The organism is Bradyrhizobium liaoningense (assembly GCF_018130955.1).
Classification (GTDB): Bacteria; Pseudomonadota; Alphaproteobacteria; order Rhizobiales; family Xanthobacteraceae; genus Bradyrhizobium; species Bradyrhizobium liaoningense_C.
The window spans coordinates 32,256-57,331 of sequence record NZ_JAFCJM010000043.1 but is presented as its reverse complement, the minus strand read 5'-3'; the positions used below and the strand labels follow the sequence as shown (position 1 = coordinate 57,331).

The 25,076-nt window shown below is 65.0% G+C and carries 18 protein-coding genes; 7 read left to right on the top strand and 11 right to left on the bottom strand.

Features of this window, described 5'->3' with window-relative positions:
- Positions 1-270: 270 nt before the first annotated feature.
- Positions 271-597, bottom strand: a complete 327-nt coding sequence (locus tag JQ632_RS27960) for a helix-turn-helix domain-containing protein (protein ID WP_212405863.1) — start codon at positions 595-597, stop codon at positions 271-273.
- Positions 598-667: 70 nt separating this feature from the next.
- Here JQ632_RS27960 and JQ632_RS27955 point away from each other — a divergent pair, with 70 nt between their 5' ends.
- Positions 668-1,222, top strand: a complete 555-nt coding sequence (locus JQ632_RS27955) for a carboxymuconolactone decarboxylase family protein (protein WP_212405862.1) — start codon at positions 668-670, stop codon at positions 1,220-1,222.
- 92 nt (positions 1,223-1,314) lie between these two features.
- Here the strand turns inward: JQ632_RS27955 and JQ632_RS27950 are convergent, their stop codons facing one another.
- Positions 1,315-2,322 carry an SIS domain-containing protein gene (locus JQ632_RS27950; protein WP_212405861.1) on the bottom strand — a complete coding sequence of 336 codons (1,008 nt, stop codon included), beginning with the start codon at positions 2,320-2,322 and terminating at the stop codon, positions 1,315-1,317.
- Positions 2,323-2,601: 279 nt separating this feature from the next.
- On the opposite strand from JQ632_RS27950, the gene JQ632_RS27945 reads away from it, so the two are divergent.
- The gene (locus tag JQ632_RS27945) at positions 2,602-4,344 is read left to right on the top strand and encodes an outer membrane beta-barrel protein (RefSeq protein WP_212405860.1); all 1,743 of its coding nucleotides are present in this window, start codon (positions 2,602-2,604) and stop codon (positions 4,342-4,344) included.
- A gap of 278 nt (positions 4,345-4,622) precedes the next feature.
- On the opposite strand, the gene JQ632_RS27940 is transcribed toward JQ632_RS27945, so the two are convergent.
- Positions 4,623-6,074 (bottom strand): glutamate synthase subunit beta, encoded by a 1,452-nt coding sequence (locus JQ632_RS27940; protein ID WP_212405859.1) that lies wholly within the window; start codon positions 6,072-6,074, stop codon positions 4,623-4,625.
- Positions 6,075-6,214: 140 nt separating this feature from the next.
- On the bottom strand, positions 6,215-10,951 hold the full coding sequence (gltB, locus tag JQ632_RS27935; protein WP_212405858.1) for a glutamate synthase large subunit: 4,737 nt from the start codon (positions 10,949-10,951) through the stop codon (positions 6,215-6,217).
- 499 nt (positions 10,952-11,450) lie between these two features.
- Between gltB and JQ632_RS27930 the strand changes: the two genes are divergently transcribed.
- Complete coding sequence (locus JQ632_RS27930) at positions 11,451-12,212, top strand: hypothetical protein (protein WP_212405857.1); 762 nt, start codon at positions 11,451-11,453, stop codon at positions 12,210-12,212.
- A gap of 126 nt (positions 12,213-12,338) precedes the next feature.
- Here JQ632_RS27930 and JQ632_RS27925 read toward each other — a convergent pair whose 3' ends face one another.
- Together JQ632_RS27925 and JQ632_RS27920 are read right to left on the bottom strand one after the other, a co-directional pair.
- On the bottom strand, positions 12,339-13,109 hold the full coding sequence (locus JQ632_RS27925; RefSeq protein ID WP_212405856.1) for an alpha/beta fold hydrolase: 771 nt from the start codon (positions 13,107-13,109) through the stop codon (positions 12,339-12,341).
- A gap of 195 nt (positions 13,110-13,304) precedes the next feature.
- A complete protein-coding gene (locus JQ632_RS27920) occupies positions 13,305-13,775 on the bottom strand; it encodes an Hsp20 family protein (protein WP_212405855.1) in 471 nt (156 codons plus the stop codon).
- Positions 13,776-13,981: 206 nt separating this feature from the next.
- Between JQ632_RS27920 and JQ632_RS27915 the strand changes: the two genes are divergently transcribed.
- On the top strand, positions 13,982-14,929 hold the full coding sequence (locus tag JQ632_RS27915) for an alpha/beta fold hydrolase (RefSeq protein WP_212405854.1): 948 nt from the start codon (positions 13,982-13,984) through the stop codon (positions 14,927-14,929).
- A 34-nt stretch (positions 14,930-14,963) separates the two neighbouring features.
- Here the strand turns inward: JQ632_RS27915 and JQ632_RS27910 are convergent, their stop codons facing one another.
- Both JQ632_RS27910 and JQ632_RS27905 read right to left on the bottom strand, forming a co-directional pair.
- Positions 14,964-17,753: a di-heme-cytochrome C peroxidase gene (locus JQ632_RS27910; RefSeq protein ID WP_212405853.1), complete on the bottom strand. Its 2,790-nt coding sequence runs from the start codon at positions 17,751-17,753 to the stop codon at positions 14,964-14,966.
- 176 nt (positions 17,754-17,929) lie between these two features.
- Complete coding sequence (locus JQ632_RS27905) at positions 17,930-19,720, bottom strand: adenylate/guanylate cyclase domain-containing protein (protein ID WP_212405852.1); 1,791 nt, start codon at positions 19,718-19,720, stop codon at positions 17,930-17,932.
- Positions 19,721-19,947: 227 nt separating this feature from the next.
- Between JQ632_RS27905 and JQ632_RS27900 the strand changes: the two genes are divergently transcribed.
- Positions 19,948-20,580, top strand: coding sequence for a LysE family translocator (locus tag JQ632_RS27900; protein ID WP_212405851.1), 633 nt, complete (start codon positions 19,948-19,950; stop codon positions 20,578-20,580).
- A 35-nt stretch (positions 20,581-20,615) separates the two neighbouring features.
- On the opposite strand, the gene JQ632_RS27895 is transcribed toward JQ632_RS27900, so the two are convergent.
- A complete protein-coding gene (locus JQ632_RS27895) occupies positions 20,616-20,852 on the bottom strand; it encodes a DUF1127 domain-containing protein (RefSeq protein WP_212405850.1) in 237 nt (78 codons plus the stop codon).
- Between the two features lie 263 nt (positions 20,853-21,115).
- Here JQ632_RS27895 and JQ632_RS27890 point away from each other — a divergent pair, with 263 nt between their 5' ends.
- Positions 21,116-22,111, top strand: coding sequence for a DUF808 domain-containing protein (locus JQ632_RS27890; protein ID WP_212405849.1), 996 nt, complete (start codon positions 21,116-21,118; stop codon positions 22,109-22,111).
- A 19-nt stretch (positions 22,112-22,130) separates the two neighbouring features.
- Here the strand turns inward: JQ632_RS27890 and JQ632_RS27885 are convergent, their stop codons facing one another.
- Positions 22,131-22,883 (bottom strand): sulfite exporter TauE/SafE family protein, encoded by a 753-nt coding sequence (locus tag JQ632_RS27885; RefSeq protein WP_212405848.1) that lies wholly within the window; start codon positions 22,881-22,883, stop codon positions 22,131-22,133.
- 100 nt (positions 22,884-22,983) lie between these two features.
- Here JQ632_RS27885 and JQ632_RS27880 point away from each other — a divergent pair, with 100 nt between their 5' ends.
- Entirely contained in the window at positions 22,984-23,874 is an 891-nt protein-coding gene (locus JQ632_RS27880; RefSeq protein WP_212405847.1) for a LysR substrate-binding domain-containing protein, read from the top strand.
- 223 nt (positions 23,875-24,097) lie between these two features.
- On the opposite strand, the gene JQ632_RS27875 is transcribed toward JQ632_RS27880, so the two are convergent.
- Positions 24,098-25,066: a tripartite tricarboxylate transporter substrate binding protein gene (locus tag JQ632_RS27875; RefSeq protein ID WP_212405846.1), complete on the bottom strand. Its 969-nt coding sequence runs from the start codon at positions 25,064-25,066 to the stop codon at positions 24,098-24,100.
- Between the last annotated feature and the right edge of the window lie 10 nt (positions 25,067-25,076).

The following is a 25,076-nucleotide window of genomic DNA, read 5'->3' as shown; positions in this document are numbered from 1 at the left end:
GCTCAGCAACCCGAATATCGCCAAAAGACATCCCATGCCTCCCGTCCCAAACAGGTCGAAAGGCCTTGAATCACATTTCCAAATTCTCGGGAATCACTTTCGGGCATCCCTTAGCCCCTTGTGGGAGAGGGTGGCTTCGCGGCACGCGAAGCTGGGTGAGGGGTTTCTCTCCGCGGAGACAGACCCCTCATCCGTCGCGAACTTCGTCCGCGCCACCTTCTCCCACAAGGGGAGAAGGAAGATCAGAGCGCGCGTCTGCATACCTCAATCCTACTTCCGCCACCTCTCCGCAAAGCGATGCAGCGGCATAAAGGTCTCGCACAGTTCGCGTCCGAGCGGCGTCAGCGCGTAGCCGCTCGCTTCACCCAACTCGACGAACCCCGCCTCGCGCAATTCGTCGAGCCGCGTCTGCAGCACCGTCGGAGAGGCCTCGTCGCAGGCGGCGCGCAAGCCGCGCGAGGTGAGGGGCGCTTCGCGCAGCTCCCACAGGATTCGCAAGGACCAGCGCCGGCCGAGCAGATCGAGCAGCGCCATGATCGGCCGCCCGGTGCGCGAGCCGCGCACGCCACGCTGTTTCGGCATCGGCTGTTTTGTCATCCAACCCTCTTGCGGGTCGCTACAAATAGTGTAGCGTATTGCTACGATAATTGTAGCAAAGAGGCCGGCCATGTCACCCGTCGCGTCGCGCATTGCCCCGCTGGAGCCGCCATATCCACCGGAAGTTCAGAGCCAGTTCGACCGCATCATGCGCGGCGCGCCGCCCTTGATGCTGTTCCGGGTGATGGCGGGCCAGCCGCGGGCCTGGGAGAAGTCTCGCGCCGGCAGCCTGCTCGACCCCGGCCCGCTCTCCTTGCGCGCGCGCGAGATCGTCATCGATCGCACCACGGCGCTGAATGGGTGCGAGTACGAGTGGGGCGTGCATGTGACGATCTTTGCCGGTCCGGCGCGCCTTACCGAGGACGAGGTCCGCGCGACCGTGCTGGGCGATGCAAAATCGTCGTGCTGGTCGCCGGCCGAGCAGGCCCTGATCGCGGCCGTCGACGCGCTGCATCACCGCGCAACGCTCGATGACGCCGAGTTCGCCGCGTTGTCGGCGCAATACGACGATGCGCAGATTCTGGAGATCATGCTTTTGTGCGGCTTCTATCGCACCGTGTCGTATCTCGCGAACGGGTTGAGGTTGCCGCTGGAGGAGACGGCGGCGCGGTTTCCGACGCAGTAGTTGCCGTCATTCCGGGGCGATGCGAAGCATCGAACCCGGAATCTCGAGGTTCCGGGTTCGCCCTTCGGGCGCCCCGGAACGACGGATTGTAGCTACGCCACGCCCGCGCGCAGCAGGTCGTGCAGATGCACGATGCCGACCGGCTTGTTCGCTTCCGTCACGATCAGCGTCGTGATCTTGCGCGAGTTCAAGACCTCGATCATCTCGGTTGCGAGCATCGAGGGCGGCACGGTCTTGGGTTGCTTTGTCATGATCTCGTCGACCGGGACCGTGAGCAGATCGGGGCGCATGTGGCGGCGCAGATCCCCGTCGGTGATGATGCCCGCGACTTCGCCGGCCGCGCTGACGATGCAGACGCAGCCGAGGCCCTTGGCCGACATCTCCACCACCGCGTCCGACATCTTCGTGCCCATCGGCTTGACCGGGATCTCCGCGCCGGTGCGCATGTAGTCGCGCACGAATTTCAGCATGGCGCCGAGCTTGCCGCCGGGGTGGAAGTGCGCGAACTCCAGCGCGGTGAAGCCGCGGCCTTCCAGCAAGGCAATCGCTATGGCGTCGCCGATCGCGGCCTGCATCAAGGTCGAGGTGGTCGGCGCGAGATTGTGCGGGCAGGCTTCGCGCGCCTTCGGCAGTTCCACCACGAGGTCAGCGGCCTGGCCCAGCGAGGACGCTGCATTCGATGTCACCGCGATCATCGGGATCGCGAAGCGCGCCGAATAGTTGACGAGGTTCTTCATCTCCGGCTGCTCGCCCGACCAGGACAGCGCGAGGATCACGTCGTCGGCGGTGATCATGCCGAGGTCGCCATGGCCGGCTTCGGCGGCATGCACGAAGAAGGCGGGTGTGCCGGTCGAGGCCAGCGTCGCCGCGATCTTGCGCGCCATGTGGCCGGACTTGCCCAGCCCGGTGACGATGACGCGGCCCTTGGCCTGCCGGATCATCTCGACCGCGGCGGAGAACGTCGCGCCCAGCGGTCCCTTCAAGGCCGCGGAGAGTGCGCTGATGCCGCTTGCTTCCGTTTCCAGCGTGCGGAGCGCGGATTCGACGGCTGAGGAGGCAGGGCCGGATGATGAGGTCATCAGCGGTTTCGAACTCGGCATTTTTCTGTCCAGGGAGGTGGGCGTTCGCCCGTTGCCGCCTCCTTAGCATGCCCCGATCGGGGAGGCGACGAGAGCATGATCCGGAAAAGTGGGAACCGGTTTTCCGAACGGATCATGCTCAAACAAAAACATGAGACCCGGATGGCGTTGCCATCCGGGGCACCCATCCGCCCTCAACGGCTCATTAACCATAATTGTTTTAACTCCATTAACGACGTTTTCCGTGCCGGCGCGGAACCCGTCATCGAAGCGTATGAATTCGTTGGAGTTTTTTTCATCGTGGGGTCGCCTCCAGGCACGGGCCGGAGCAAACGCGCGTTCGTCTTTCGCGCCGCCTTGCCATGCCTTGCGCTGACCGCCCTTCATGGTGCGCCGGCGGCGGCGCAGACCATGACGACGCCGGACCTCTTCAATCCCAACCGGGGTGGCTTCGTCGCGCGCGAGACGCTGCCGACCCGCAAGACGACGACTGATGCGGCCGGCACGATCGACCAGCCCTCGGTCCCCGGCAGCGAACTCAACAAGCTGAAGGAGCCGCCGCCCGCGCCGACGCGGATCGGCCAGCTTCCGAGCTACGATCTGAAGCCCGCCAGCGGTGCCGCGGCCTCGGGCTACGACTCGCTGAACCGCAAGCGCACGCCGCCAAAGTATTATCCGGGGCAGGCGCGGCCAAAACGCTCGCCGGGTCCGGGCACGCCGCCTCCGCCGACACCGGTGCGCTCGAGCACCGGCCAGCCGCCGCCGATCGCGCCGCCGCCCTCGGTCAACGCCGCCAGGACGCCGGTGCCGCCGGCGATGGCCGGCAACGTGCCGGGCCAGCCGGCGCGCCGCCGCCTCAAGCCCGATGACGATCCGTTCGGCGCGGTCGGCGACTACGCCGGCTCGTTCCTGCTCAAGGGAGCGGTCGAGCTCTCCGCCGGCTACGACACCAACCCGGCGCGCCTCAACAAGCCGATCGGCTCGCCGTTCTATCTCATCGCGCCGGAGTTTTTGGCGGTGTCCGACTGGGAGCGGCACGCGCTGGTCGCCGACCTCCGCGGCTCCTTCACCGGCTACACCAACACGCTGCCCGCGCAGATCGACGGCGCCGCCTCGCCCGCGCCTGTTGACATCGATCGTCCGGATTTCACCGGCCATATCGACGGCCGCCTCGACGTCAACCGCGACCTCAAGCTGACCTCGCAGCTGCGCTTAAGGCTTGCCACTGACAATCCCGGCAGCCCGAACATCCAGGCCGGCCTCGCCAGATATCCCGTCTACGCCACCTTCGGCACCACCGTCGGCGTCGACCAGACCTTTAACCGCCTCCAGCTCAACGCCGCCGGCACGGTCGATCGCACCGCCTATACCGACTCCAAGCTCACCGACGGCACGACCTCCAGCAACGACGATCGCAACTACAATCAGTATGGCGGCGTCGGCCGCGTCTCCTATGACCTCAAGCCTGGCCTGAAGCCGTTCCTTGAAATCGAGGGCGATACCCGCGTGCACGACCAGCCCGCCGACCGCAACGGCTACTTCCGCGATTCCAACGGCGGCTACGTCAAGGCCGGCACGTCCTTCGAATTCTCGCGCATCCTCACCGGCGAACTCTCGATCGGCTACACCGCGCGCAACTATGTCGATCCGCGGCTCAGCCAGTTGAAGGGCTTTTTGACCACCGGCTCACTGGTGTGGAACGCGAGCGGGCTGACCACGGTGAAATTCATCACCGACACGCAAATCTCCGAAACCGCCGTCCCCGGCGGCTCGGGCGTCCTGGTGCGCACCTACACCGCCGAGGTCGACCACGACTTCCGCCGCTGGCTGACGGCCATCGGCAAGTTCACCTACGGCACGCTCGACTACCAGGGCCTGAACCGCAACGACAGGACCTACTCGCTGCAGGGCGATCTGATCTACAAGCTCAACCGCAACCTCTGGGTCAAGGGCACGCTGCGGCATGACATTCTGGAGTCGAATGTCGTGGGCGCGAGCTCGCAGGGGACGGTGGTGATACTGGGGGTAAGGTTGCAGAACTAGAAAGGCGCTGCTGGTGAGCACTGGCGGCGCCAATCTCTAGGTGTCGTCCTGGCGAACCAGGCCGTAAAAAAACTCAGCGCACTCGTTTCGACGTAGAATCTGATTCTATTGCGTGACAGAAGAGAGAGCCAAGTAGTCAGTAAAGAGCTTGAAAGCAGGGGCGTGTAGCATCCTGTTCTATCGAGCTCTCCGAATCTTGAGTTTTTGCACAGCCTGTTTCGCCAGGACGACAGCGGATTACTTGGCTGACTTAGAGTTCGTAGCAGCTCGCGCCAAACTCAGCGCGGCAGATCCGTCTTCCCCATCAAAAACGTATCGATCGACCGGGCGCACAGCCGGCCCTCGCGGATCGCCCACACCACCAGCGACTGGCCGCGGCGCATGTCGCCGGCCGAAAACACGTTCGGGCGCGAGGTCTGGTAGTCCAGCAAGTTGGCCTTAACGTTGCCGCGCGGGTCGAGGTCAACCGCGAGGAGCTTCAAAAGACCCTCGTGCACGGGATGGACAAAGCCCATCGCGAGCAGGACGAGCTCGGCATCGAGCTCGAACTCGGTGCCGGCGATCGGCTTGAACTTGTCGTCGACGCGGACGCAGTGCAGCTTCTTGACCTTGCCGTTCTCGCCGGTGAACTTTTGCGTCAGCACGGCGAATTCGCGTACTGCGCCTTCGGCCTGGCTGGAGGAGGTCCGCATCTTCAAGGGCCAGTTCGGCCAGGTCAGGGCCTTGTTCTCGTGCTCGGGCGGGGCCGGCATGATCTCGAGCTGGGTGACCGACTTCGCACCCTGGCGCAGCGAGGTGCCGATGCAGTCCGAACCGGTGTCGCCGCCGCCGATCACGACGACATGCCTGCCGCCGGCGAGGATCTCGGTGACGCCGTTCAGCGGCTCCTCCGAGACGCGGCGGTTCTGCTGCGGCAGGAAATCCATCGCGTAGTGGATGCCGTCCAGCTCGCGGCCGGGGATCGGCAGATCGCGCGGCGCTTCCGCGCCGCCGGTGAGCGCGATGGCGTCATACTCGTTCAGCATCTCGCGCGGATCGACGCTGCCGCTGGCGCCGACATGGCTGTTGTAGTGGAAGGTGACGCCCTCCGCCTCCATCTGCGCGACGCGGCGGTCGATGATGCCCTTCTCCATCTTGAAGTCGGGAATACCGTAGCGAAGCAGGCCGCCGGCCTTGGCGTACTTCTCGTAGACATGCACGTCGTGGCCGGCGCGCGCGAGCTGCTGCGCGCAGGCCATGCCGGCCGGGCCCGAGCCGATCACGGCGACCTTCTTGCCGGTCTTTTCGGCTGCGATCTCCGGCTTCAGCCAGCCATTGTCCCAGGCGCGGTCGACGATCGCGCATTCGATCGTCTTGATGGTGACCGGGTTGTCGTCGATGTTGAGCGTGCAGGACGCCTCGCACGGCGCCGGACAGATGCGACCCGTGAACTCCGGGAAGTTGTTGGTCGAGTGCAGGTTACGCGAGGCCTCTTCCCAGTTGCCCTGGTAGACGAGATCGTTCCAGTCCGGAATCTGATTGTTGACGGGGCAGCCGGGCGTGCCGGGCGCCACCGAGCCGGTGCCGTGGCAATAGGGAATGCCGCAATTCATGCAGCGCGCGGCCTGGTCGCGCGTTTCCTTCTCGCTCAAGGGAACGACGAATTCCTTGAAGTGCTTCAGACGATCGGCGACCGGGGTGTACTTGCGATCATACCGTTCGATTTCGAGAAAGCCCGTGATCTTGCCCATTTAACCCGAAGTCCCTGCCGCTCAGTTTTCGTTCCGTCGTTCCGGGATGCGCGCGCCGCGCGCAGACCTGGAACCTGGAGGTTGTTTTGCGAAATTCCGGGGTCGCGCTTTGCGCGTCCCGGAATGACGCGATGTGAGAATTACGCCCCGATCGCGATTTTCGGCTCGGCGTCCGCGTGGGCGGCCATTTCGCGCAGCGCGCGCCGGTACTCGACCGGCATCACCTTGCGGAATTTGGGCAGCCAATCCTTCCAGTTGGCAAGGATTTCGGCGGCGCGCTTGGAGCCGGTCGCCTTGGCGTGGCGCGAGATCAGGACGTGCAGCCGCTCGACGTCGGAGTCGAGCAGGTTCTTGAACACGTCGACCCGGCCATGCGCCTCGAGGTCACCGGAGTGGTTGTAGGTGCCGGCGTTGATCAGTTCCTCCGACAGCACCGGCTCCAGCTCGACCATTGCGAGGTTGCACAGTTTGTCGAAGTCGCCGGTCTCATCCAGCACATAGGCGATGCCGCCGGACATGCCGGCCGCAAAATTGCGCCCGGTCTTGCCGAGCACGACCACGATGCCGCCGGTCATATACTCGCAGCAATGATCGCCCGCGCCCTCGACCACGGCAACCGCGCCGGAGTTGCGCACGGCAAAGCGTTCGCCGGCGACGCCGCGGAAGTAGCACTCGCCCTCGATCGCGCCGTACATCACGGTGTTGCCGACGATGATCGACTCTTCCGGCACGATGGCGCTGTTCTTCGGCGGCTTGACGATGATCTTGCCGCCCGACAGGCCCTTGCCGACATAGTCGTTGGCTTCGCCTTCGAGCTCGAAGGTGACGCCATGCGCCAGCCACGCGCCGAACGCCTGGCCCGCGGTGCCCTTGAGGCTGACCTGGATCGTGTCATGCGGCAGGCCGGCATGGCCGTAGATCTTGGCGACCGCGCCCGACAGCATCGCGCCGGCGGAGCGGTTGGTGCTGTTGATCTCGGCCTCGATCTTGACCGGTGCGCCGCGGTCGAGCGTGGCTTGCGCTTTCTCGATCAGCTTGCGGTCGAGCACGGCTTCCAGATGATGGTTCTGGAGCTCCGAGTGATAGATCTTCTGGCCCTTCTCTTCCTTCTGCTTTACGAACAGCTTCGAGAAGTCGAGGCCCTTGGCCTTCCAATGCGCGACCAGCCTGGTCTGGTCGAGCAACTGGGTCTGGCCGACCATATCGGTGAACTTGCGGAAGCCGAGCGAGGCCATGATCTCGCGCACTTCCTCGGCAACGAAGAAGAAGTAGTTGATCACGTGCTCGGGCTGGCCTGTGAAGCGCTTGCGCAGGACGGGGTCCTGCGTCGCGACGCCGACCGGGCAGGTGTTGAGATGGCACTTGCGCATCATGATGCAGCCCGCCGCGATCAGCGGCGCGGTGGCGAAGCCGAACTCGTCGGCCCCGAGCAGCGCGCCGATGACGACGTCGCGGCCGGTGCGGAAGCCGCCGTCGACCTGGACCGCGATGCGGCTGCGCAGCCGCTCGCGCACCAGCGTCTGGTGGGTTTCGGCGAGGCCGATCTCCCAGGGCGAGCCGGCATGCTTGATCGAGGTCAGCGGCGAAGCGCCGGTGCCGCCCTCGAAGCCCGCGATGGTGACGTGGTCGGCGCGCGCCTTGGCGACGCCCGCGGCCACCGTGCCGACTCCGATCTCGGAGACGAGCTTCACCGAGACGTCACCGGTCGGGTTGACGTTCTTGAGGTCGTAGATGAGCTGCGCCAGGTCCTCGATCGAGTAGATGTCGTGATGCGGCGGCGGCGAGATCAGGCCGACGCCCGGCGTCGAATGCCGGACCTTGGCGATGGTCGCGTCGACCTTGTGGCCGGGCAACTGGCCGCCTTCGCCGGGCTTGGCGCCCTGCGCCATCTTGATCTGCATCATGTCGGAGTTGACGAGATACTCCGTGGTGACGCCGAAGCGGCCGGAAGCGACCTGCTTGATCGCCGAGCGCATGCTGTCGCCGTTCGGCATCGGCTTGAAGCGGTCGCTCTCTTCGCCGCCTTCACCGGTGTTCGACTTGCCGCCGATCCGGTTCATGGCGATCGCGAGCGTGGTGTGCGCCTCGCGCGAGATCGAGCCGAAGCTCATTGCGCCGGTGGCGAAACGCCTGACGATGTCCTTGGCCGGCTCGACCTGATCGAGGGGGACAGGCTTGCGCTTGTCTTCCTCCGCGCTCTTGATCCGGAACAGGCCGCGCAGCGTCAGCAGGCGCTCGGACTGCTCGTTGAGGATCTTTGCGAAGGCGCGGTAGCGCTCCTGCGAATTGCCGCGCGCGGCGTGCTGGAGCAGCGACACCGACTCGGCCGTCCAGGCATGGTCCTCGCCGCGGGTGCGGTAGGCATATTCGCCGCCGACGTCGAGCGCGCTCTTGTAGACCTGCGCATCGCCGAAGGCGTCGGCATGGCGCCGCACGGCCTCTTCCGCGATCTCGCCAAGGCCCACGCCCTCGATGCGGGTGTGGGTGCCGGCGAAGAACTTGGACACGAAGTCCGCCTTCAGGCCGACCGCGTCAAAGATCTGCGCGCCGCAATAGGACTGATAGGTCGAGATGCCCATCTTGGACATCACCTTCAACAGGCCCTTGCCGATCGACTTGATGTAGCGCTTGACGACCTCGTAATCGCTGAGCGAGCCGGGTAGGCGATCCTTCATCGCGATGATGGTCTCGAACGCGAGGTAGGGGTTGATCGCTTCGGCGCCATAGCCGGCGAGGCAAGCGAAGTGATGCACTTCGCGCGGCTCGCCGGATTCGACGACGATGCCGACCGAGGTGCGCAGTCCGGTGCGGATCAAATGGTGATGCACGGCCGCGCAGGCGAGCAGCGACGGGATCGGGATCCGGTCGGTGCCGACCATGCGGTCGGACAGGATGATGATGTTGACGCCCTCGCGCACCGCGGCTTCAGCGCGCGCGCAGAGCTCGTCGAGCACCTGGTCCATGCCCGCCGCGCCGAGACCAGCATGGAAGGTGGTGTCGAGCGTGCGCGACTTGAAGTGGGAATCGCCGACCTCGGAGATCGAGCGGATCTTTTCGAGGTCCGCGTCGGTCAGGATCGGCTGGCGCACTTCGAGGCGCTTGGTCGAGGCCAGGCCCTGCAGGTCGAACAGGTTCGGCCGCGGTCCGATGATCGAGACCAGGCTCATGACAAGCTCTTCGCGGATCGGGTCGATCGGCGGGTTGGTGACCTGCGCAAAGTTCTGCTTGAAATAGGTGAACAGCGGCTTCGGCTTGTTCGACAGCGCCGAGACCGGCGTGTCGTTACCCATCGAACCCGTTGCTTCCTCGCCGGTGGAGGCCATCGGCGTCATCAGGATGGTAATGTCTTCCTGGCTGTAGCCGAACGCCTGCTGCCGATCCAGGAGCGGCAGGTTGGAGCGTACGCCGGTGGCCGTCGCTTCGGGGAGCTCTTCCAGCACGATCTGGGTGCGCTCGAGCCAGTCCGAATAGGGATGGCTCTTGGCGAGCTCGGCCTTGATCTCGTCGTCGGGAATGAGGCGGCCCTGCTCGAGGTCGACGAGCAGCATTTTGCCGGGCTGCAGCCGCCACTTGGTGACGATCTGGTCCTCGGGGATCTTCAGCACGCCCATTTCGGACGCCATCACAATGCGGTCGTCCTTGGTGACGAGATAGCGCGCCGGCCGCAGGCCGTTGCGGTCGAGCGTGGCGCCGATCTGGCGGCCATCGGTGAACGCGATCGCGGCGGGGCCGTCCCACGGCTCCATCAGGGCTGCGTGATATTCGTAGAAGGCGCGGCGCTTCTCATCCATCAGCGGATTGCCGGCCCACGCCTCCGGAATCATCATCATGACGGCGTGCGGCAGCGAGTAGCCGCCCTGCACCAGGAATTCGAGCGCGTTGTCGAAGCAGGCGGTGTCGCTCTGGCCTTCATAGGAGATCGGCCAGAGCCGGCTGATGTCCTTGCCGTAGAGCTCCGAGCTCACGGAGGCCTGGCGCGCCGCCATCCAGTTGACGTTGCCGCGCAGCGTGTTGATCTCGCCGTTATGCGCGATCATCCGGTAGGGATGCGCCAGCGACCAGGTCGGGAAGGTGTTGGTCGAGAAGCGCTGGTGCACGAGCGCGAGCGCACTCTCGAAGTCCGCCTCGTGCAGGTCGGGATAGTACTTACCGAGCTGGTCGGCGAGGAACATGCCCTTGTAGATCACGGTGCGGCAGGACATCGAGCAGGGGTAATAGCCGGCAAGGCCGCGGTCGCGGCGCTGGTAGATCGCCTGCGAGATCGATTTGCGTAGGATGTAGAGCTTCCGCTCGAACTCCTCGTCGGTCTTGGCGGCGCCGTTGCGGCCGATGAAGACCTGCATGCAGGCGGGCTCGGTCGGCTTGACGGTTTCACCGAGCGAGGAATTGTCGGTCGGTACGTCGCGCCAGCCGAGCAGCTTCAGGCCTTCGGCCTTGATCTGGTCGGCGATGATGCTCTTGATGACGTTGCGCCAGGCGGTGTCGCGCGGCATGAACAGCGCGCCGATCGCGTACTCGCCGGGCTTGGGCAGCGTGAAGCCGAGCTCCTTCGCCTTGCGGGCGAAGAAGGCGTGCGGGATCTGCACCAAAATGCCGGCGCCATCACCGAAGCGCGGGTCGGCGCCGACGGCGCCGCGATGCTCGAGGTTGCAGAGGATGCTGAGCGCGTCGGAGACGATCTCGTGCGACCTCTTGCCCTTGATGTTGGCGATGAAGCCGACGCCGCAGGAGTCTTTTTCCAGGCTCGGATCGTAGAGACCTTCGGCGGGCGGGCGGTAGGTGTGCTTTTCGAGCGGACGATCGGTCGTTTTCGAGGCGACCGTCGCCGACAGCGCTTCTGCCACGATGTTTGCGCGCTCGAATTGCGACCCGTTCATTGTCCTCGTCCTCTCCATGCGGCGAGACGCCTCACCGCCGTCATCGGCGCACCTTGGGCGTTCCGCGGCACCCTCTGGTGGGCCACCGCTCGTCCGTTGCGAGCCGCATTTTTCTAAATTCAGGCCAAGGCGTTCAACGTCCCCGACGAACGGCTTTGCCTGTACCTTTTCGGCGCGCGAAAGCGCCGTTTTTCGCTGCAAGCCCCATGCCGGATTTGCAGGCAAAATTGAGACAGTCTTCCTGTCCTAACGATCACTCTGCCAAACTTTTGTCTATCACACAAGCGCGCGGAAGTCGCCGATTCCGAACGTGTCAATCACTGCTTTCCAGCGCGTCCGCCCCGGATTTGAAGCAAACGTGCCGCGATCCGGCCCAAGGGAGGTCGAAGGGAGGCCGGAATCCCCGCAGATGCTTCGGATCAGCCTTCGATAAGCCGCGCCACGCGCCAGGACGCGAAAGAGCGCGACCATCGGGAGGCCTGACAGGAGCGTTTCGACCATGAAGTTTTTCACAGGATGTGTGGCTGCGGCCACGCTGGTTCTGGCGGTATCTGCTGCCGATGCCCAGGTGATGGTGCGTTCGCCCTATGTGGCGGCGTCGGATTTCGACGGTCCCTATGGTCCGCCGGACCGGCCGCCGCCTCCGCTACGGCCAGGTTACGGCTATGGCTACGGTTCCCCCTACGGCTACGAGCAGGCGCCGGGCCTGCTGCCGGCGACCGAGGTCTATGCGGTGTTGCGCGAAAACGGCTTTTCGCCGCTCGGTATCCCGCGTCTTCGGGGCACTTTCTACACGATCGCCGTCATCGACCGGCGCGGCGACGACGGGCGGCTGGTGATCGACGCCCGCGACGGCCGCATCCTCCGTTTCGTGCCCGCCTATGGCGCAGGACCGGCCTATGAGGAGGGCGCGGTCGCGCCTTACGGGTCGCAAGGCGCGCTGCCGCCGCCGACCACCATCCGCAGCGCCGCGCCGCGGCCGCCGGCCTCGGTGCCGCATGTCGCAAGCCGCAGCGTGCCGCTGCCGAAGGCCGCCCCCCACCGCGCCGAGACCCCGGTCGCGGCCGCAAAGCCGGTCGTATCCGAGCCCGCGCCGCAGGCCCAACCCGTGCAGGCTCAGCCCGCACAGCAGGCAGCCGCGGTGCAAGCCAAGCCCGCTGAGGCTGCGCCGCAGCCCACCGCACCAACCGTCGGCCAGGCCAAGCCCGCGCCGACGATCTTGCCGACGCAGGACATGCCGGCGGCGCAGGGGCTGGATTAGCGGTCGTTGGCGGCGACGGCGTGGAGTCGTCCTGGCGAACGCCAGGACGACCGCGGGGAGGGAGCTGAGCAAAACAAAGGCGCCCGGATCGCTCCGGGCGTTTCTTGCATTCGGGCGCTTGCCGCGTCAGCTGTGCCCGTACCCCGCCGCCTCCAGGATCAAGTTCGCGACCGCCTTGGGATGCGACACCAGGGAGAGGTGGCCGGCATCGAGCTCGACCGTGGTCGCCTTCATCCGCTTGGCGAGGAAGCGTTCGAGGTCGGGGTTGATGGTGTCGTCGTTCTTCGACACCGCGTACCAGCTCGGCTTCGTGTGCCACGCCGCTTCCGTGGTGCGGCCGGCGAAGATCGAGGCGGCCGTCGGCCACTGCACCGCGTAGAGCTCCTTCGCCTTCTCGGGCGCGACGCCGTTGGCAAAATACTTCAGGAAGGCATCCTCCGAGAGCTTTGTGTAGCCGTCGCGCTCGACGATGCCGGCGCGCACCGGGCCGGTCGGGAATTGCTTGGACAGCGCGACAAAATCCTCATTGGTGTCGGGCGCACGCGCGGCGATGTAGACGAGGCCGGTGACCTTCGGGTCGGTGCCGACCTGGCTGATCACGGTGCCGCCCCAGGAATGCGCGACCAGCACGGTTGGTCCATCCTGCTCGGCGAGCGCGCGCCTGGTCGCATCGACTGAATCGGACAGTGACGACAGCGGATTTTGCACGGCGGTCACGTGCAATCCGGCGGCTTGGAGGATCGGGATCACCTCGGACCAGCTCGATCCGTCGGCCCAGGCGCCATGCACCAGCACGACGTTCTTCGCCTTCACCGGCGGTGCCGATTGCGCGTGAGCGAGGGTAAGGGGAGCGGCCAACAGGCTCGCGGCGACAAAAAGGGTGCGCCAAAGTTTCACGATCGTTCTCCGTCATTTTTTGGGCCAGGTACCCCAAAGGACGGAACGTGAGGCGGCGGCGTTACGCGTTCACCGCCCTGTGATGCGATGCGAAAACGACAACGTCGTCCCGGCGAAGGCCGGGACGACTTGGGCACAACAAAAACGCCCCGGGGCACCGGGGCGCTTTCGCAACCTGGATGAGTGAAGCTCGCTTTACGCGGCGGCCTTCTCGGCCGAGCCCTCGATCACCGGCGTGCTTTGCGCGGCCGTGTTGATCGCGATCTGGCGCGGTTTCTTGGCCTCGGGAATCTCGCGCACGAGATCGACGTGGAGCAGGCCGTTCTCGAGCGAGGCATCCTTCACCTGCACGAAGTCGGCAAGCTGGAAGGCGCGCTCGAAGGCGCGTGCGGCGATGCCGCGGTAGAGCACTTCGCTCTTGCTGTTCTCGTTGGCGACTTTCTCGCCCTTGATCGTCAGCGTGTTTTCCTTCGCGACGATCGAGAGCTCGTCCTTGGCGAAACCGGAGACCGCGACCGTTATGCGGTAGGCGTTCTCGCCGGTGCGCTCGATATTGTAGGGGGGATAACCGGGGCTGCCGTCCGAGGTCGCCTGGTCGAGCAGGGAGAAGAGGCGGTCGAAGCCGACGGTGGAACGATAAAACGGGGTGAGGTCGTAGCTACGCATGTCAAAAGTCCTCCATTGAGCGACTATCTAAAGAACCCGCCCGCCAATCGGGCCGGGCATGTTGTGTGCAGCCTGATGTTCCGGGTTCCGAAACACTGGTAGCGGCCTGCACGAAGGTGATATGGGTGAACCGAGACAGCGTTCAAGAGGGCGGCATCGGCGCCTTTTCGGCGCTCCCACCCCTTGATTTCTAGCATTTCCCGCCCATGACGCTGGTCTCGATCCCCGCCAATCCCGTTCCCGAAAACGTCGTCAGCGGCACCATCAAGACGCCTGACGGCGCCGAGTTGCGCTTTGCGCGCTGGGCCCCGCCCGCGGGGCGCAAGGGCACGGTCTGCGTCTTCGCCGGACGCACCGAATACATCGAAAAATACTTTGAGACGGTGCGCGACCTGCGCGACCGCGGCTTTGCGGTGGCGATGATCGACTGGCGCGGGCAGGGCCATTCCTCGCGCCGCTTGCGCGATCCGCGCAAGGGCTATGTGCGCGACTTCGCCGACTTCGAGGTCGACGTCGAAACCTTCGTGCAGCAGGTGGTGCTGCCGGATTGCCCGCCGCCGTTCTTCGCGCTCGCCCATTCCATGGGTGGCGCGGTGATGCTGCGTGTCGCCCATTCCGGCAAGCGCTGGTTCGACCGCATGGTGCTGTCGGCGCCGATGATCGACCTGCCGGGCCGCACCACCTCGTTGCCGACGCGGGCGCTGCTCAAGACGTTGCGCCTGATGGGACAGGGCGGCCGTTACGTGCCAGGCGGCAACGATCGCCTCACCGGCATGGATCCCTTCATCAACAATCCCCTGACCAGCGATCCCGTGCGCTATGCCCGCAATGCCGCGGTGCTGGAGGAGGATCCAACGCTGGGCCTGGCTTCGCCGACCGTTGCCTGGGCCGATACCGCGTTCCGCGCCATGACGACCTTCAAGGGCATGAACTACCCCTCGGAGATCCGTCAGCCGATTTTGATGCTGGCGGCCTCCAACGACACCGTCGTCTCGACGGCGGCGATCGAGGAGTTCGCCTACCATTTGCGCGCGGGCTCGCACCTCGTGATCGCCGGCGCCAAGCACGAGATCCTGCAGGAGCAGGATCGCTACCGCTCCCAGTTCTGGGCCGCGTTCGACGCCTTCGTGCCGGGCACGCCGCTGTTCGCCTGACGCACCCGGCTCGCGTCCTATCCGCGCGACGCGACTACAGCGTCTTCAGATACTCGATCAGGTCGTAGCGCTCGTCTTCCTTCAAGAGCCTGCCGATAACGCCCGGATTGTTCGGTCCCGGCGTTCCTTCGAAGGAATGGCCGGCATTGCTGTTGCCGTTGATCTCGGTCCCGCCCCACGTCGTGGTCGAAAACCGCGTCTGGCCCGTCTCGCAGCTCTCGCCGTCCTCGACCGCGAAGCCGACTTGCTTCGGATCGTAGTCGCGATTGCCCATGCAGAACGACTTTGGCCGGTCGCGCGCGGGACTGAGCATCCAGTACAGCGAGGGGACCGAGCCGTTGTGCAGATAAGGGGCTGTGGCCCACACGCCGTTCAAGGGCCGCGCACGGTACCAGGGGGGCGGCTCCTTGGCCCTATCAGCCGGACCCTCGTCGGGGCAGTTCTTTCGGCCGCCCCACCATTTCGCCTGTTCGTCCTGCGGGATCTTGGCGTCGTCCATAGCCTTGCGGCTGACCTTATCGACTAGAGCCATCAAGCCAGTCGAATAAGGCATTTCGGTCGACGTTGCCGCGGGCAGGTCTTTGCAAGGCCACCACTTCAAGAGCTCCTTGTTCGGATCCATATCGAGGAAGCCCGGCACCTGGACCGTTCGTTTCGCCAGAACGTAAGCCTGTGCAGAGTCGGTGCCCATGCCTTTCACGCTCTTCTGGACCGGGTCCAGGACGTCCTCGCCGCCGATCAATTTCCACCGATCCGACTTCCACACGCTCTTGTCATCGTACTTCTTGTCGAACTCGCGATCGTTGACCGGGCCCAGATGGCATTCGACGCAGATATCAGCATAGAGCTTGCGGCCGCGTTCGACGCGTGCGGGATCGATCTTCCAGGCGTCATCGCCGAAGATTTGCGACGGCCATTTTGGTGACGTCAGCCCGCTGAACTCACCCTTCGGCTTCGGCGGGGAGCCCCGCAGCATCTCCTCGATCCAATGCAGATTCTTGATCTCGATCGAGGAGCGGAACATCGTGCCGTCAGGATAGGCGTCGGACAAATTGAGCAGCGCGGTCACGCCCAGTGCTTCGCCGGCATTGCGGATCAGCGGTTGCTCGATCGAGGCATCGTACTGCGCATATTTCAGCCAGGGCACGGTCCAGATCGGCGGGAAGCTGACCGGCGCATCCTGGGCATGCAGGTTCTTTTCAAACCCTTCGATGCCGCTGAGCGTCAGGTCCTGGGCGAACACCTGGTTGCCGATCCGGTTGAGCGCGTCGAGGCGACCAAAACCTTCTTCCGTATCCTGCTGCTGCTTGCCGTCCCAGGTCGTCTTGCTTGCGATGGTCTTGTCGTAGTTCTTCTGCCAGTTGAGCAGGAACGAGCCGATGGCGCCGAGCTTCTGCTTCAGCGCCTGCCGGTCGGCATCGCTTGCGGAGGCGCCGAGCACGCGATCGGCAAAGCGTGTGAAGCGGCCCGGCACGTACAGCGTGTAGGCGATGGACAGGCCGGTCGTGATCTCGAGCTTCTTCAAGTCGGTCATGGCCGGACCGCCGTCGAAACGGATGTCGACGCCCTTGTAGCGGATCTGACCGGTATGACAGGCGGCGCAGGTCAGGCCGATCTTGTCTTCCTCCTGGCGCCCCGTCGCCGGATCGCGCACGCCGGTCAGGCGCGCAAAACCGACCGGAAGGCCGCCGACATTGTCGACCGGGGTATCCCATTTGACCGGCGGATTCCACTGCCGCGCAGGGACCGGCGTCGTCGATTCGTAGACGTTGGCATAGCCGAAGCGGCGCAGCGTGGTCTCGTCGGTGTTGATCGTCCTCGGGCTTGGGATGAAGCCGAAGCGCTCGAGATGGGCGCTGTCGCTCAGCAATCCCGGTCGCGCGAAGAAGTAGAGGCGCGGCTGCTCCAGCGCCATGAACCAGGAGTAGGGCACCGGGAACGTCGCGGTGCCCTGGCTCACGTGATGGAACCAGTGCCGGTCTTCCAGAGCCCAGTTCTGGTCGAGCCAATAGGCCTCCCTGGCTTCGACATGCGCCGGCAATGACGGCGCGATGAACTGCCCGACGAATTTTGGCAGCATGGGCTGGAGCTGGTCGGGGAAGCGCAGGCTCGCCAGCAGCAGCACGACCAGCGCGGCGAGAGCCGCGCCCACATAGCGCAGGATCCGCTGCCGGCGCGTGATCACAGGTTTGGTCAAGATCCGCTGCTCGATCCGTGGCGGAAGCTTGCGCTCGGTGAACAGCGTGCGGACCTCGGCCACGCTGAGATAGCGGTTGTCGCCTTCACCCTTGCCCATGATGTCGAGCAGGACCGGCCATTCGGCCTGCATCAGCACCGGGTAGTAGTACCAGCGCGCCTCGTCGCCGGCGCGCTTGATGTTCTCGCGCATGAAGGTCTGGATTTCGCCGGCGTTGAGGCCGCGCTCGGTGCCGCCGAAGGGATCGGGATAGTCCCGGCCGAAGGTCGCGAGGCGTACGATTTCGTCCTCGTTCACGAGCCCTTCGACGCTGAGGATGCGCGAGCCGGCGCCATGCTTGTCCAGCGGGCCGTTGCGCAGCTCGTTGAGCTGCGCGCCCGACCTCACGCTCTTCCATATGTGGCGGAAGCCGTTGGCGATCAGCGCGACTCCGCGAATCTCGACGCGCGCCTTGACCTTGCTCAACCCGGTCTTGCCGCTGGCGTCGCCAATGGTCTGTGCGAGTTCGCCGAGCGGCACGGTGCCGCCCTTGACAAAACCCTCGCCGACGAGGCCGCGCAGGAACGGGCAGGGATTGTCCTTGGAGACCTCGATCGGCGGGTCGAGGGGGAGGCGGGGGTCTGGCATGGCCCTGGATCCTGAAAAGCAACGAATCGAGAAAACGAGACGCGGGGATAGAACCGGAGAAATTCCTAACAAACGGAAAGCGCTGGCCGGGAGACTATACTACTTCAGCGTGCAGCAAAGTGTTGCCCAATTCACAGCCGCGTCAACCGCGGCGGCGGCCTTGCAGAGCCCGGCCGTCAGGAATCGGCCGCCCGCTTCACGTCGGTCTGGACCAGGGTCAATTTGCCGAGCGGGACGCCAGCCTTCAGCAGCCCCTCGCGGTAATGTGCGAGGTCGGAAGCCTGTTTCCAGTGGAAGTTCTTCAGATGCCGCTCCACCGTCAGGGTGGGGTAGTTGCTCAGGAGCACCCCGGTCGCCTCGGCGGCCTCGTCGGCCCGCCCCAATTGCGCCAGTGCCGCAGCGCGGATCGCGAGCGCCTGAAGGTGGTTCGAATTGAGGTAGAGCTGCTCGCGCGCCCATGACAGCGTCGCGTCATATTGCCCCAGCAGGTAATGGCTGAACGCGTTCAACGCCGCCCATTGGTAGCGGGGATCGCTGTTGCCGCGCTGCGCTGCCATCGAAAATAGCTCGATCGCCTTGCGATGCTCGCCGACGATGAAGTGGCAGATCCCGAGCACCCCGCGCGCGCCCATGTCGTAAGGGTTGAGCGCAACGGCGCGATTGGCGGCGTCCTGGCCCGCCTCGTAACGCCCGTCGATCACGTCCACCCAGGACAGGACCTGAAAAGCGAATGACGAGCGCGGATCCAGCCTGACACTGGTCTCCGCCAGCATTCGCGCCTCGGCCCACAATTCCCGCGTGCCCTTGATCCAGCCGAACTGGATGCTCTGGATCTGGATCGTGACGAGATAGGCGTACGCGATCGACAGTTTCGGGTCGAGCGCGATCGCCTCCCTGAACAGGGCGATGGAGGCGTCGAAATCCTCCTTGGTCTGCCGGTAGTAGTGCGAGAGCCCTTTGAGAAAGCGGTCCCAGGCCGTTACGTCGGTGGTCAGGCGTGCCGGCGCGGAAGCTTCTGCGCGAAAAATCTCGGTCGCAAGCGCCGCCGACAAATTGGTCGTGATCTCGTCCTGCATCGCAAAGAGATCGCCGATGTCGCGGTCATAGCGGCCGGTCCAGATCTGCTCGCCGCTCTCCGGCGCGATCAGCTCGGCGGTGACCCGAACCTTGGTCCCGGCACGTCGCACCGAGCCCTCGATCAGATAGGTCGCGTCGATCTCGCGCGCGATCAGGCGGGTCGAGACGTTCTTGCCCTTGAACGGAAACGTCGAGTTGCGGCTCAGCACGCGATAGAAGGATTGCAGCGACAGCGCGTGGATCAAATCCTCGGTGAGGCCGTCGGAAAAATACTCGTCGTGCTCGCCGGAGAGATTGGCAAAGGGCAGCACCCCGACGATGGCGGTGCGGTATTGCTGCCCAAGCGTGGCGACCGCGTCCGCTCGCCGTGGCGCGGCGCCTTCCGGCGTCCAGGTCCAGACGCCGACCGGCTGGTTGATGTTCTTGAACCGGTGCGTGCCGGCGTCAGTCAGGGGCACGCTGAGATGCTTGGCGGCCTCGCCATAGGCCTTGGCCGAAATCGCGATGCCGCCGGGCGCCGCCACCGATTCGAGGCGGACGGCGATGTTGACGTCGTCGCCGAACACCTCGTCCTCGTCCGAGATCACGTCGCCCATGTGGATGCCGAGCCGGAACTGCATGGCCCGGTCGGCTGGCAGTTGATGATTGCGTTCAGCCATCATGGTCTGGATCGCGATCGCTGCCTCGGTGGCGCCGACGATGCTGGGAAACTCCAGCAAGAAGCCGTCGCCGGTGTTCTTCACGACGCGGCCGCCGTGATTGAGGATGATCGGGTGGATCGCGGTGCGATGGGCCTTGAACGCGGCATGGGTGCCGGCCTCGTCCGCGCCCATCATGCGCGAATAGCCGGCGACGTCGGCGCAAACGATGGCAGCCAGGCGTCTTTCCATATCCGTAAAGGCTCCAGTGGACCCCGGACCGGCCACCGCGTGGCAGTCTCCTCGAATCCGGCATTTCAAGAACACGGTCTTTATAGAGCACAAGACGCGGAGCGGAAGTGTGATCGGCAATGCAATTTCGGTGCAAATCAACGCAAGACCGGAGGTGGACGGCGGCGTAGGAACCGACTAAGCCGGGATGCTATCGCCTTCTCCTCGCAGAGCTTCGGACATCAGGCATGCTCGGCATTCACGAACTCTGGCTGTTCGTTCTCTCAGGCCTGTTGCTTAACATCACGCCGGGCCCCGATACCGTCTACATCATCGGCCGCAGCCTGCAATTGGGATGGCGGGGCGGCGCGGCGGCCGCACTCGGCATCAGCTTTGGCTGCTTATTCCACGTCACGGGCGCAGCGATCGGGCTGTCGGCGCTGCTAATGGCCTCGTCCACCGCGTTTTCGATCCTGAAGCTGGTCGGCGCCGGCTACCTCCTGTTCACCGGGTTGCAAATGCTGTGGTCGAAGCCGGCGATCGCGGCCGTGGCGGCGAGCGACGACAAGGCCTCGCTGCGGCGGGTCTTCCTGCAGGGCGTCCTGACCAACGCGCTCAATCCCAAGGTGGCGCTGTTCTTTCTCGCCTTCCTGCCGCAATTCGTCGCGGCCGATGCGCCGCACAAGCCGCTCGCCTTCCTGACGCTCGGCCTGATCTTCATCTGCACCGGCACGCTGTGGTGCCTGCTCGTGGCGGCGTTCGCGGCCAGGGCCGCGCACCGCTTGCGGCGATCCGAAGGTGTGATGGCCTGGATCAACCGCGCGCTCGGCGGGTTCTTCATCTATCTCGGCGTTCGCGTCGCCATGCTGGAGGCCCGGTAGGGCGTGTCCAACTGCGGCGCTGCCGGATATCGACATCATCCGGCGGATCGCGCGCCGCGTGGGTCCGTATCCCGGTTCGAGGCGACGTAGTCGATCTCGCCGCGCCCAATCCCGATATCCAGGAGCTCCCGATCGCTCAGATCGCAAAGATTCGCGCGCACCCGCTCCCATTTGCGCCATTCTTGAAACGCACTCCAAAAACTCTTGACGGCGCTGGGGATTCGCGGCGCCGATGTCTGGCCTAAGGGCGTTGGACTGTAGGTCGTGCTCATTGCAGCCTCCAGGCTACGTACTTTCCACACAGGCAAGATGCCTCGGCCCGAGCGAGTGCGCTTAACGGGCGGCTTACATTTTCCTCACCGGCGGCTTATTCTTCGGCCTCCAAGCGGTGCCAAAGCGCTCCCTGACGAGCATCGGAGACGCACCCAAGGGATTCGCAGCTTGCGCTATCTCTTCGCTACAGGACGGCGGCGACGGTGTCGGACAGGTGGAAGGCGGACTGCAAGTTGCTTCCTGAAAATCAAGCGAGTTTGCGATGAGTATCGGGCTGCTCGGGCTGCTCGATGATGTGGCTGCGATCGCAAAGGTCGCGGCGGCGTCGCTTGACGACGTGGCGGCTCAGTCCGTCAAGGCGGGAGCCAAAGCCGCCGCTGTCGTGATCGATGACGCAGCCGTTACGCCGCGTTACGTATTTGGTTTCTCGGCCGAGCGGGAATTGCCGATTGTGGGCAGGATCGCCGCCGGCTCGCTGCGGAACAAGCTTTTCATCCTGCTGCCTGCGACCCTGGTCATCACCTACTTCCTTCCCCGGATGCTGACGCCGCTTCTCGTGCTGGGAGGTATCTATCTCTGTTACGAAGGAGCAGAAAAGGTTCTGGAGGCTATCGCGCCCCACAAGGCGCACGATCACGAAGCCGACATCGGGACGGTCGCGATCAATCCGCAGGCATTCGAGGACGAGAAGGTCGCCAGCGCCGTCAAGACCGACTTCATCCTCTCCGCGGAAATCATGGCGATTACCCTGGCGGCCGTTCCCGATGCGAGCTTTTCGATGCAGGCGCTGGTGCTGGCGATTGTGGGGATCGTCATCACCGTCGCGGTTTATGGCGTGGTCGCGTTGATCGTGAAGGCCGACGACATCGGTGTCGCTCTTGCAAGGCATGATGGAAGCTCATTCGTCGGTGTCGCGCGCCGCACGGTGGGACGAGGGCTTGTGCTCGGCATGCCCGGTTTCCTGACGTTCCTCGGCGCGGTCGGGACTGCGGCCATGATCTGGGTTGGCGGCAGCATCATCGTCCATGGGCTCGAGGCCTATGGTCTAAATTCCGTCGCTCATGCCATCGAAGCCGTTGCTGAAGCGGCAGCTCACGCCTTGCCGCCCGTTGCCGGCGCGATGAAATGGACGGTTGAAACCGTCCTGTCAGGAATCGTCGGCCTGTTGATCGGCGGACTATCGATTCCCGTGATCGGGTTTGTGATCGCTCCTGCGTGGACGTTTTCGAAGCGGCTTTTCCGTGGGAAGCGCGACTGAGGTCGCGCTCCCGCTGCCGTTAGCCGAACCCTTTCAGCACCGCGCTGCCCATCAAATAGAGCCCGAGCAGCACCATCGCGATCAGGAACCAGCGGCGAAAGGTTTCCGCCGGCATCCGTGCGCGCACGGACTGGCCGATGAACATGCCGGCAAAGGCGCAGGCCATGGCGACGGCGCCGGGCACCGCGGTTGCCGTATTGAGCAAGCCGCCGGCGGTGAGGTTGAAGGCGAGCGCCATGGTTGCGACCGTGAAGAACACGCCGAGTGCCTGCACCAGTTCGTCCTTCTCCATGCCGATCGCCTGCATGAATGGCATCGACGGGATCACCTGCACGCCGGTCGAAGCGGAGATCACCCCGGTGACGACGCCGACCGCGCCGCCCACCCACTTTTCGTTGTGCGGCGCCACGCTGAAGTGGAACTTGTTGAGCCCGATGACGGCGTAGATCACGAGCAAAAGGCCGAGCACCACGGTGCCATACGCCGCATGCGGGCCGGTCAGTGCGCCGGCATTCAGCCAGCAGCCGATCACCGTACCGATCATCAACGGCCACAGCCGTCGCACGATGTCGAGCAGATAGGGCCCGGCAAAGGTTTGCCAGATGTTTGTGATGATCGCGGGCACGATGACGATGGCGATCGCCCGGCTCGGTGCCATGGCGACCGCGAGCAGGCCCATCGACACGGTCGGCAGCCCGAGCCCGATCACGCCCTTGACGAATCCGGCGAGCAGGAACACGGCAGCAATGGCAAAGAGGAGCGGGTCGAGCATGGCCCCACATTGACCGATCGCGCGCACGGGCACAATCTGGAGGTTACGGAGATAGCCTTCGTGCAAGACGAAGGCTATCTAGCGGCAAGAGGAGGCAGCCTTGCGTTTCGACCTCGTCGACCTCCAGCTCTTCATCGCGGTCGCCGACCAGCGTAGCATCACCCGCGGCGCCGATCGCGCGCATTTGGCGCTCGCCTCGGCGAGCGCCAGGATCAAGGGCCTGGAGGAAGCGTTGGGCGTGGCGCTGCTCAAGCGTGGCCGGCGCGGCGTGGAACTGACCGCGGCCGGCGAGAGCCTGCTGGATCATGCCCGCCTCGTCATCCACCAGGTCGAGGCCATGCGCGGCGATCTCGCGGGCTTTGCCAGCGGTGTCAGGACCAGCGTGCACCTGCTCGCCAACACCTCCGGCCTGTCGGAGCATCTGCCCAAGGCGCTCGCCGGCTTCCTGCGCGAGCATCGCGACGTCGCTGTCGACATCGAGGAACGCGAGAGCACCGACATCGCCGCCGCAATCACGGCCGGCTCGGCCGATCTCGGCTTTGCCGCCGAACATGCGCTTCCCGACCATATCGAGCGCTTCACCTTCAACGAGGATCGCCTGACGCTGGTGACGTCGCGGCGCGGCCAGTTTTCCGGGCGCCGCCAGATCGACTTCCAGGAGGCCGGCGGCTGCGATTTCGTCGGGCTGACCAGCGCCACCGCGCTCCAGGTCCACATCTCAAAACACGCCGCGCGGCTCGGCATGCGCTTGCATGTCCGGGCGCGCCTGCGCGACTTCGATGCAATCTGCCAGATGGTCGCCGCCGACGTCGGCGTCGCCCTCGTTCCGGAAGCCGCCGCCCGCCGCTGTTCGCGCACGATGCCGCTCGCGATGGTGCGCCTGCGCGATGCCTGGGCCAACCGGAGACTCGTGATCTGCGCGAGGAGCTTCAAGTCGCTGCCGCGCCCGGCGAAGATGCTGGTGGAGCATTTGCGCGCGGCGGCGATGTGAGAGCGTTGTTTGAAGTGCGATTTGAATGTTTCCGCAAACTCCGCTTCGTCACCGTCACCCTGAGGTGCCGGAGCGTAGCGGAGGCCTCGAAGGGCGACGGCCCGGCTGCATCGGGGCCGTTCATCCTTCGAGGCTCCCCGCGCGACTCGTTGCGTCGCGCGGCTCGCACCTCCAGCGACAACGGCTTCGCCGTTGCGCGGGGATGACGGATCCGACGAAGCGCCTACTTCGTCGTCTCGATTCCGGCGTCCTTGATCACCTTGGCCCAGCGGCTGGTCTCGTCGGCGATGAACTGGCGAAAATGCTCGGGCGTGTCGCCGACCAGCGTTGCGCCTTGCGCGGCGAGTTTTTCCTTCACGGCCGCATCGGCCATCGCCTGCGTCGTGATGCGGTGGAGCGCGGCCACCACCTGCGGCGGCGTGCCCTTCGGCGCCACCATGCCGTACCAGTTCTCGATATGCATGCCGGGATAACCGGCTTCCGCCAGGGTCGGGATTTCAGGCGCGGTGGGGGCGCGTGTCAGCGAGCCGATCGCGATCGGGCGCAGCGTCTTGGCCTGGATCTGCGGCAGGAGGATCGGCATGTCGAAGAACGCCATCTGCACCTGCTGCTGGCCCAGCATGTCGTTCACGGCGGGCGCTGCCCCACGATAGGGGATGTGCACGATATCGATCTTCGCGGCGGATTTGAGCAGTTCGCCGGCAAGGTGCGGCAGGCCGCCTGGCCCGGTGGAGGCAAAGTTGAGTTTGCCCGGCTGCGCCTTGGCGAGCGCGATCAGGTCGCCGAGGTTTTGTGCCGGCACGCTGTTGGGAACCACCAGGATTTCCGGCACAGTGGCGACCAGCGTCACCGGGGCGAGATCGCGCAGGGTGTCGTAGGCGACCTTTTCCAGGCTCGGGCTGATCGCGAGCGCGCCGGCACTGGTGATCGCGATGGTGTAGCCATCGGGACTGGCCTTGGCGACGACGTCGGTGCCGAGCACGCCGCCCTGGCCGCCGCGATTGTCGATCAGGACCGGTTGCCCGGCGAGTTCCGACATGCGCTGGCCGACCACGCGGGCGATGATGTCGTTGGGGCCGCCGGCCGGAAACGGCACGATCAGCTTGATCGGCTTTGTCGGAAAATCCTGCGCGAGCGCGAGTGACGGGGCCAGCAGCAACAGCGCGGTGAGCAGCTTGTGCAAGTTTTTCATGCAGGCCCTC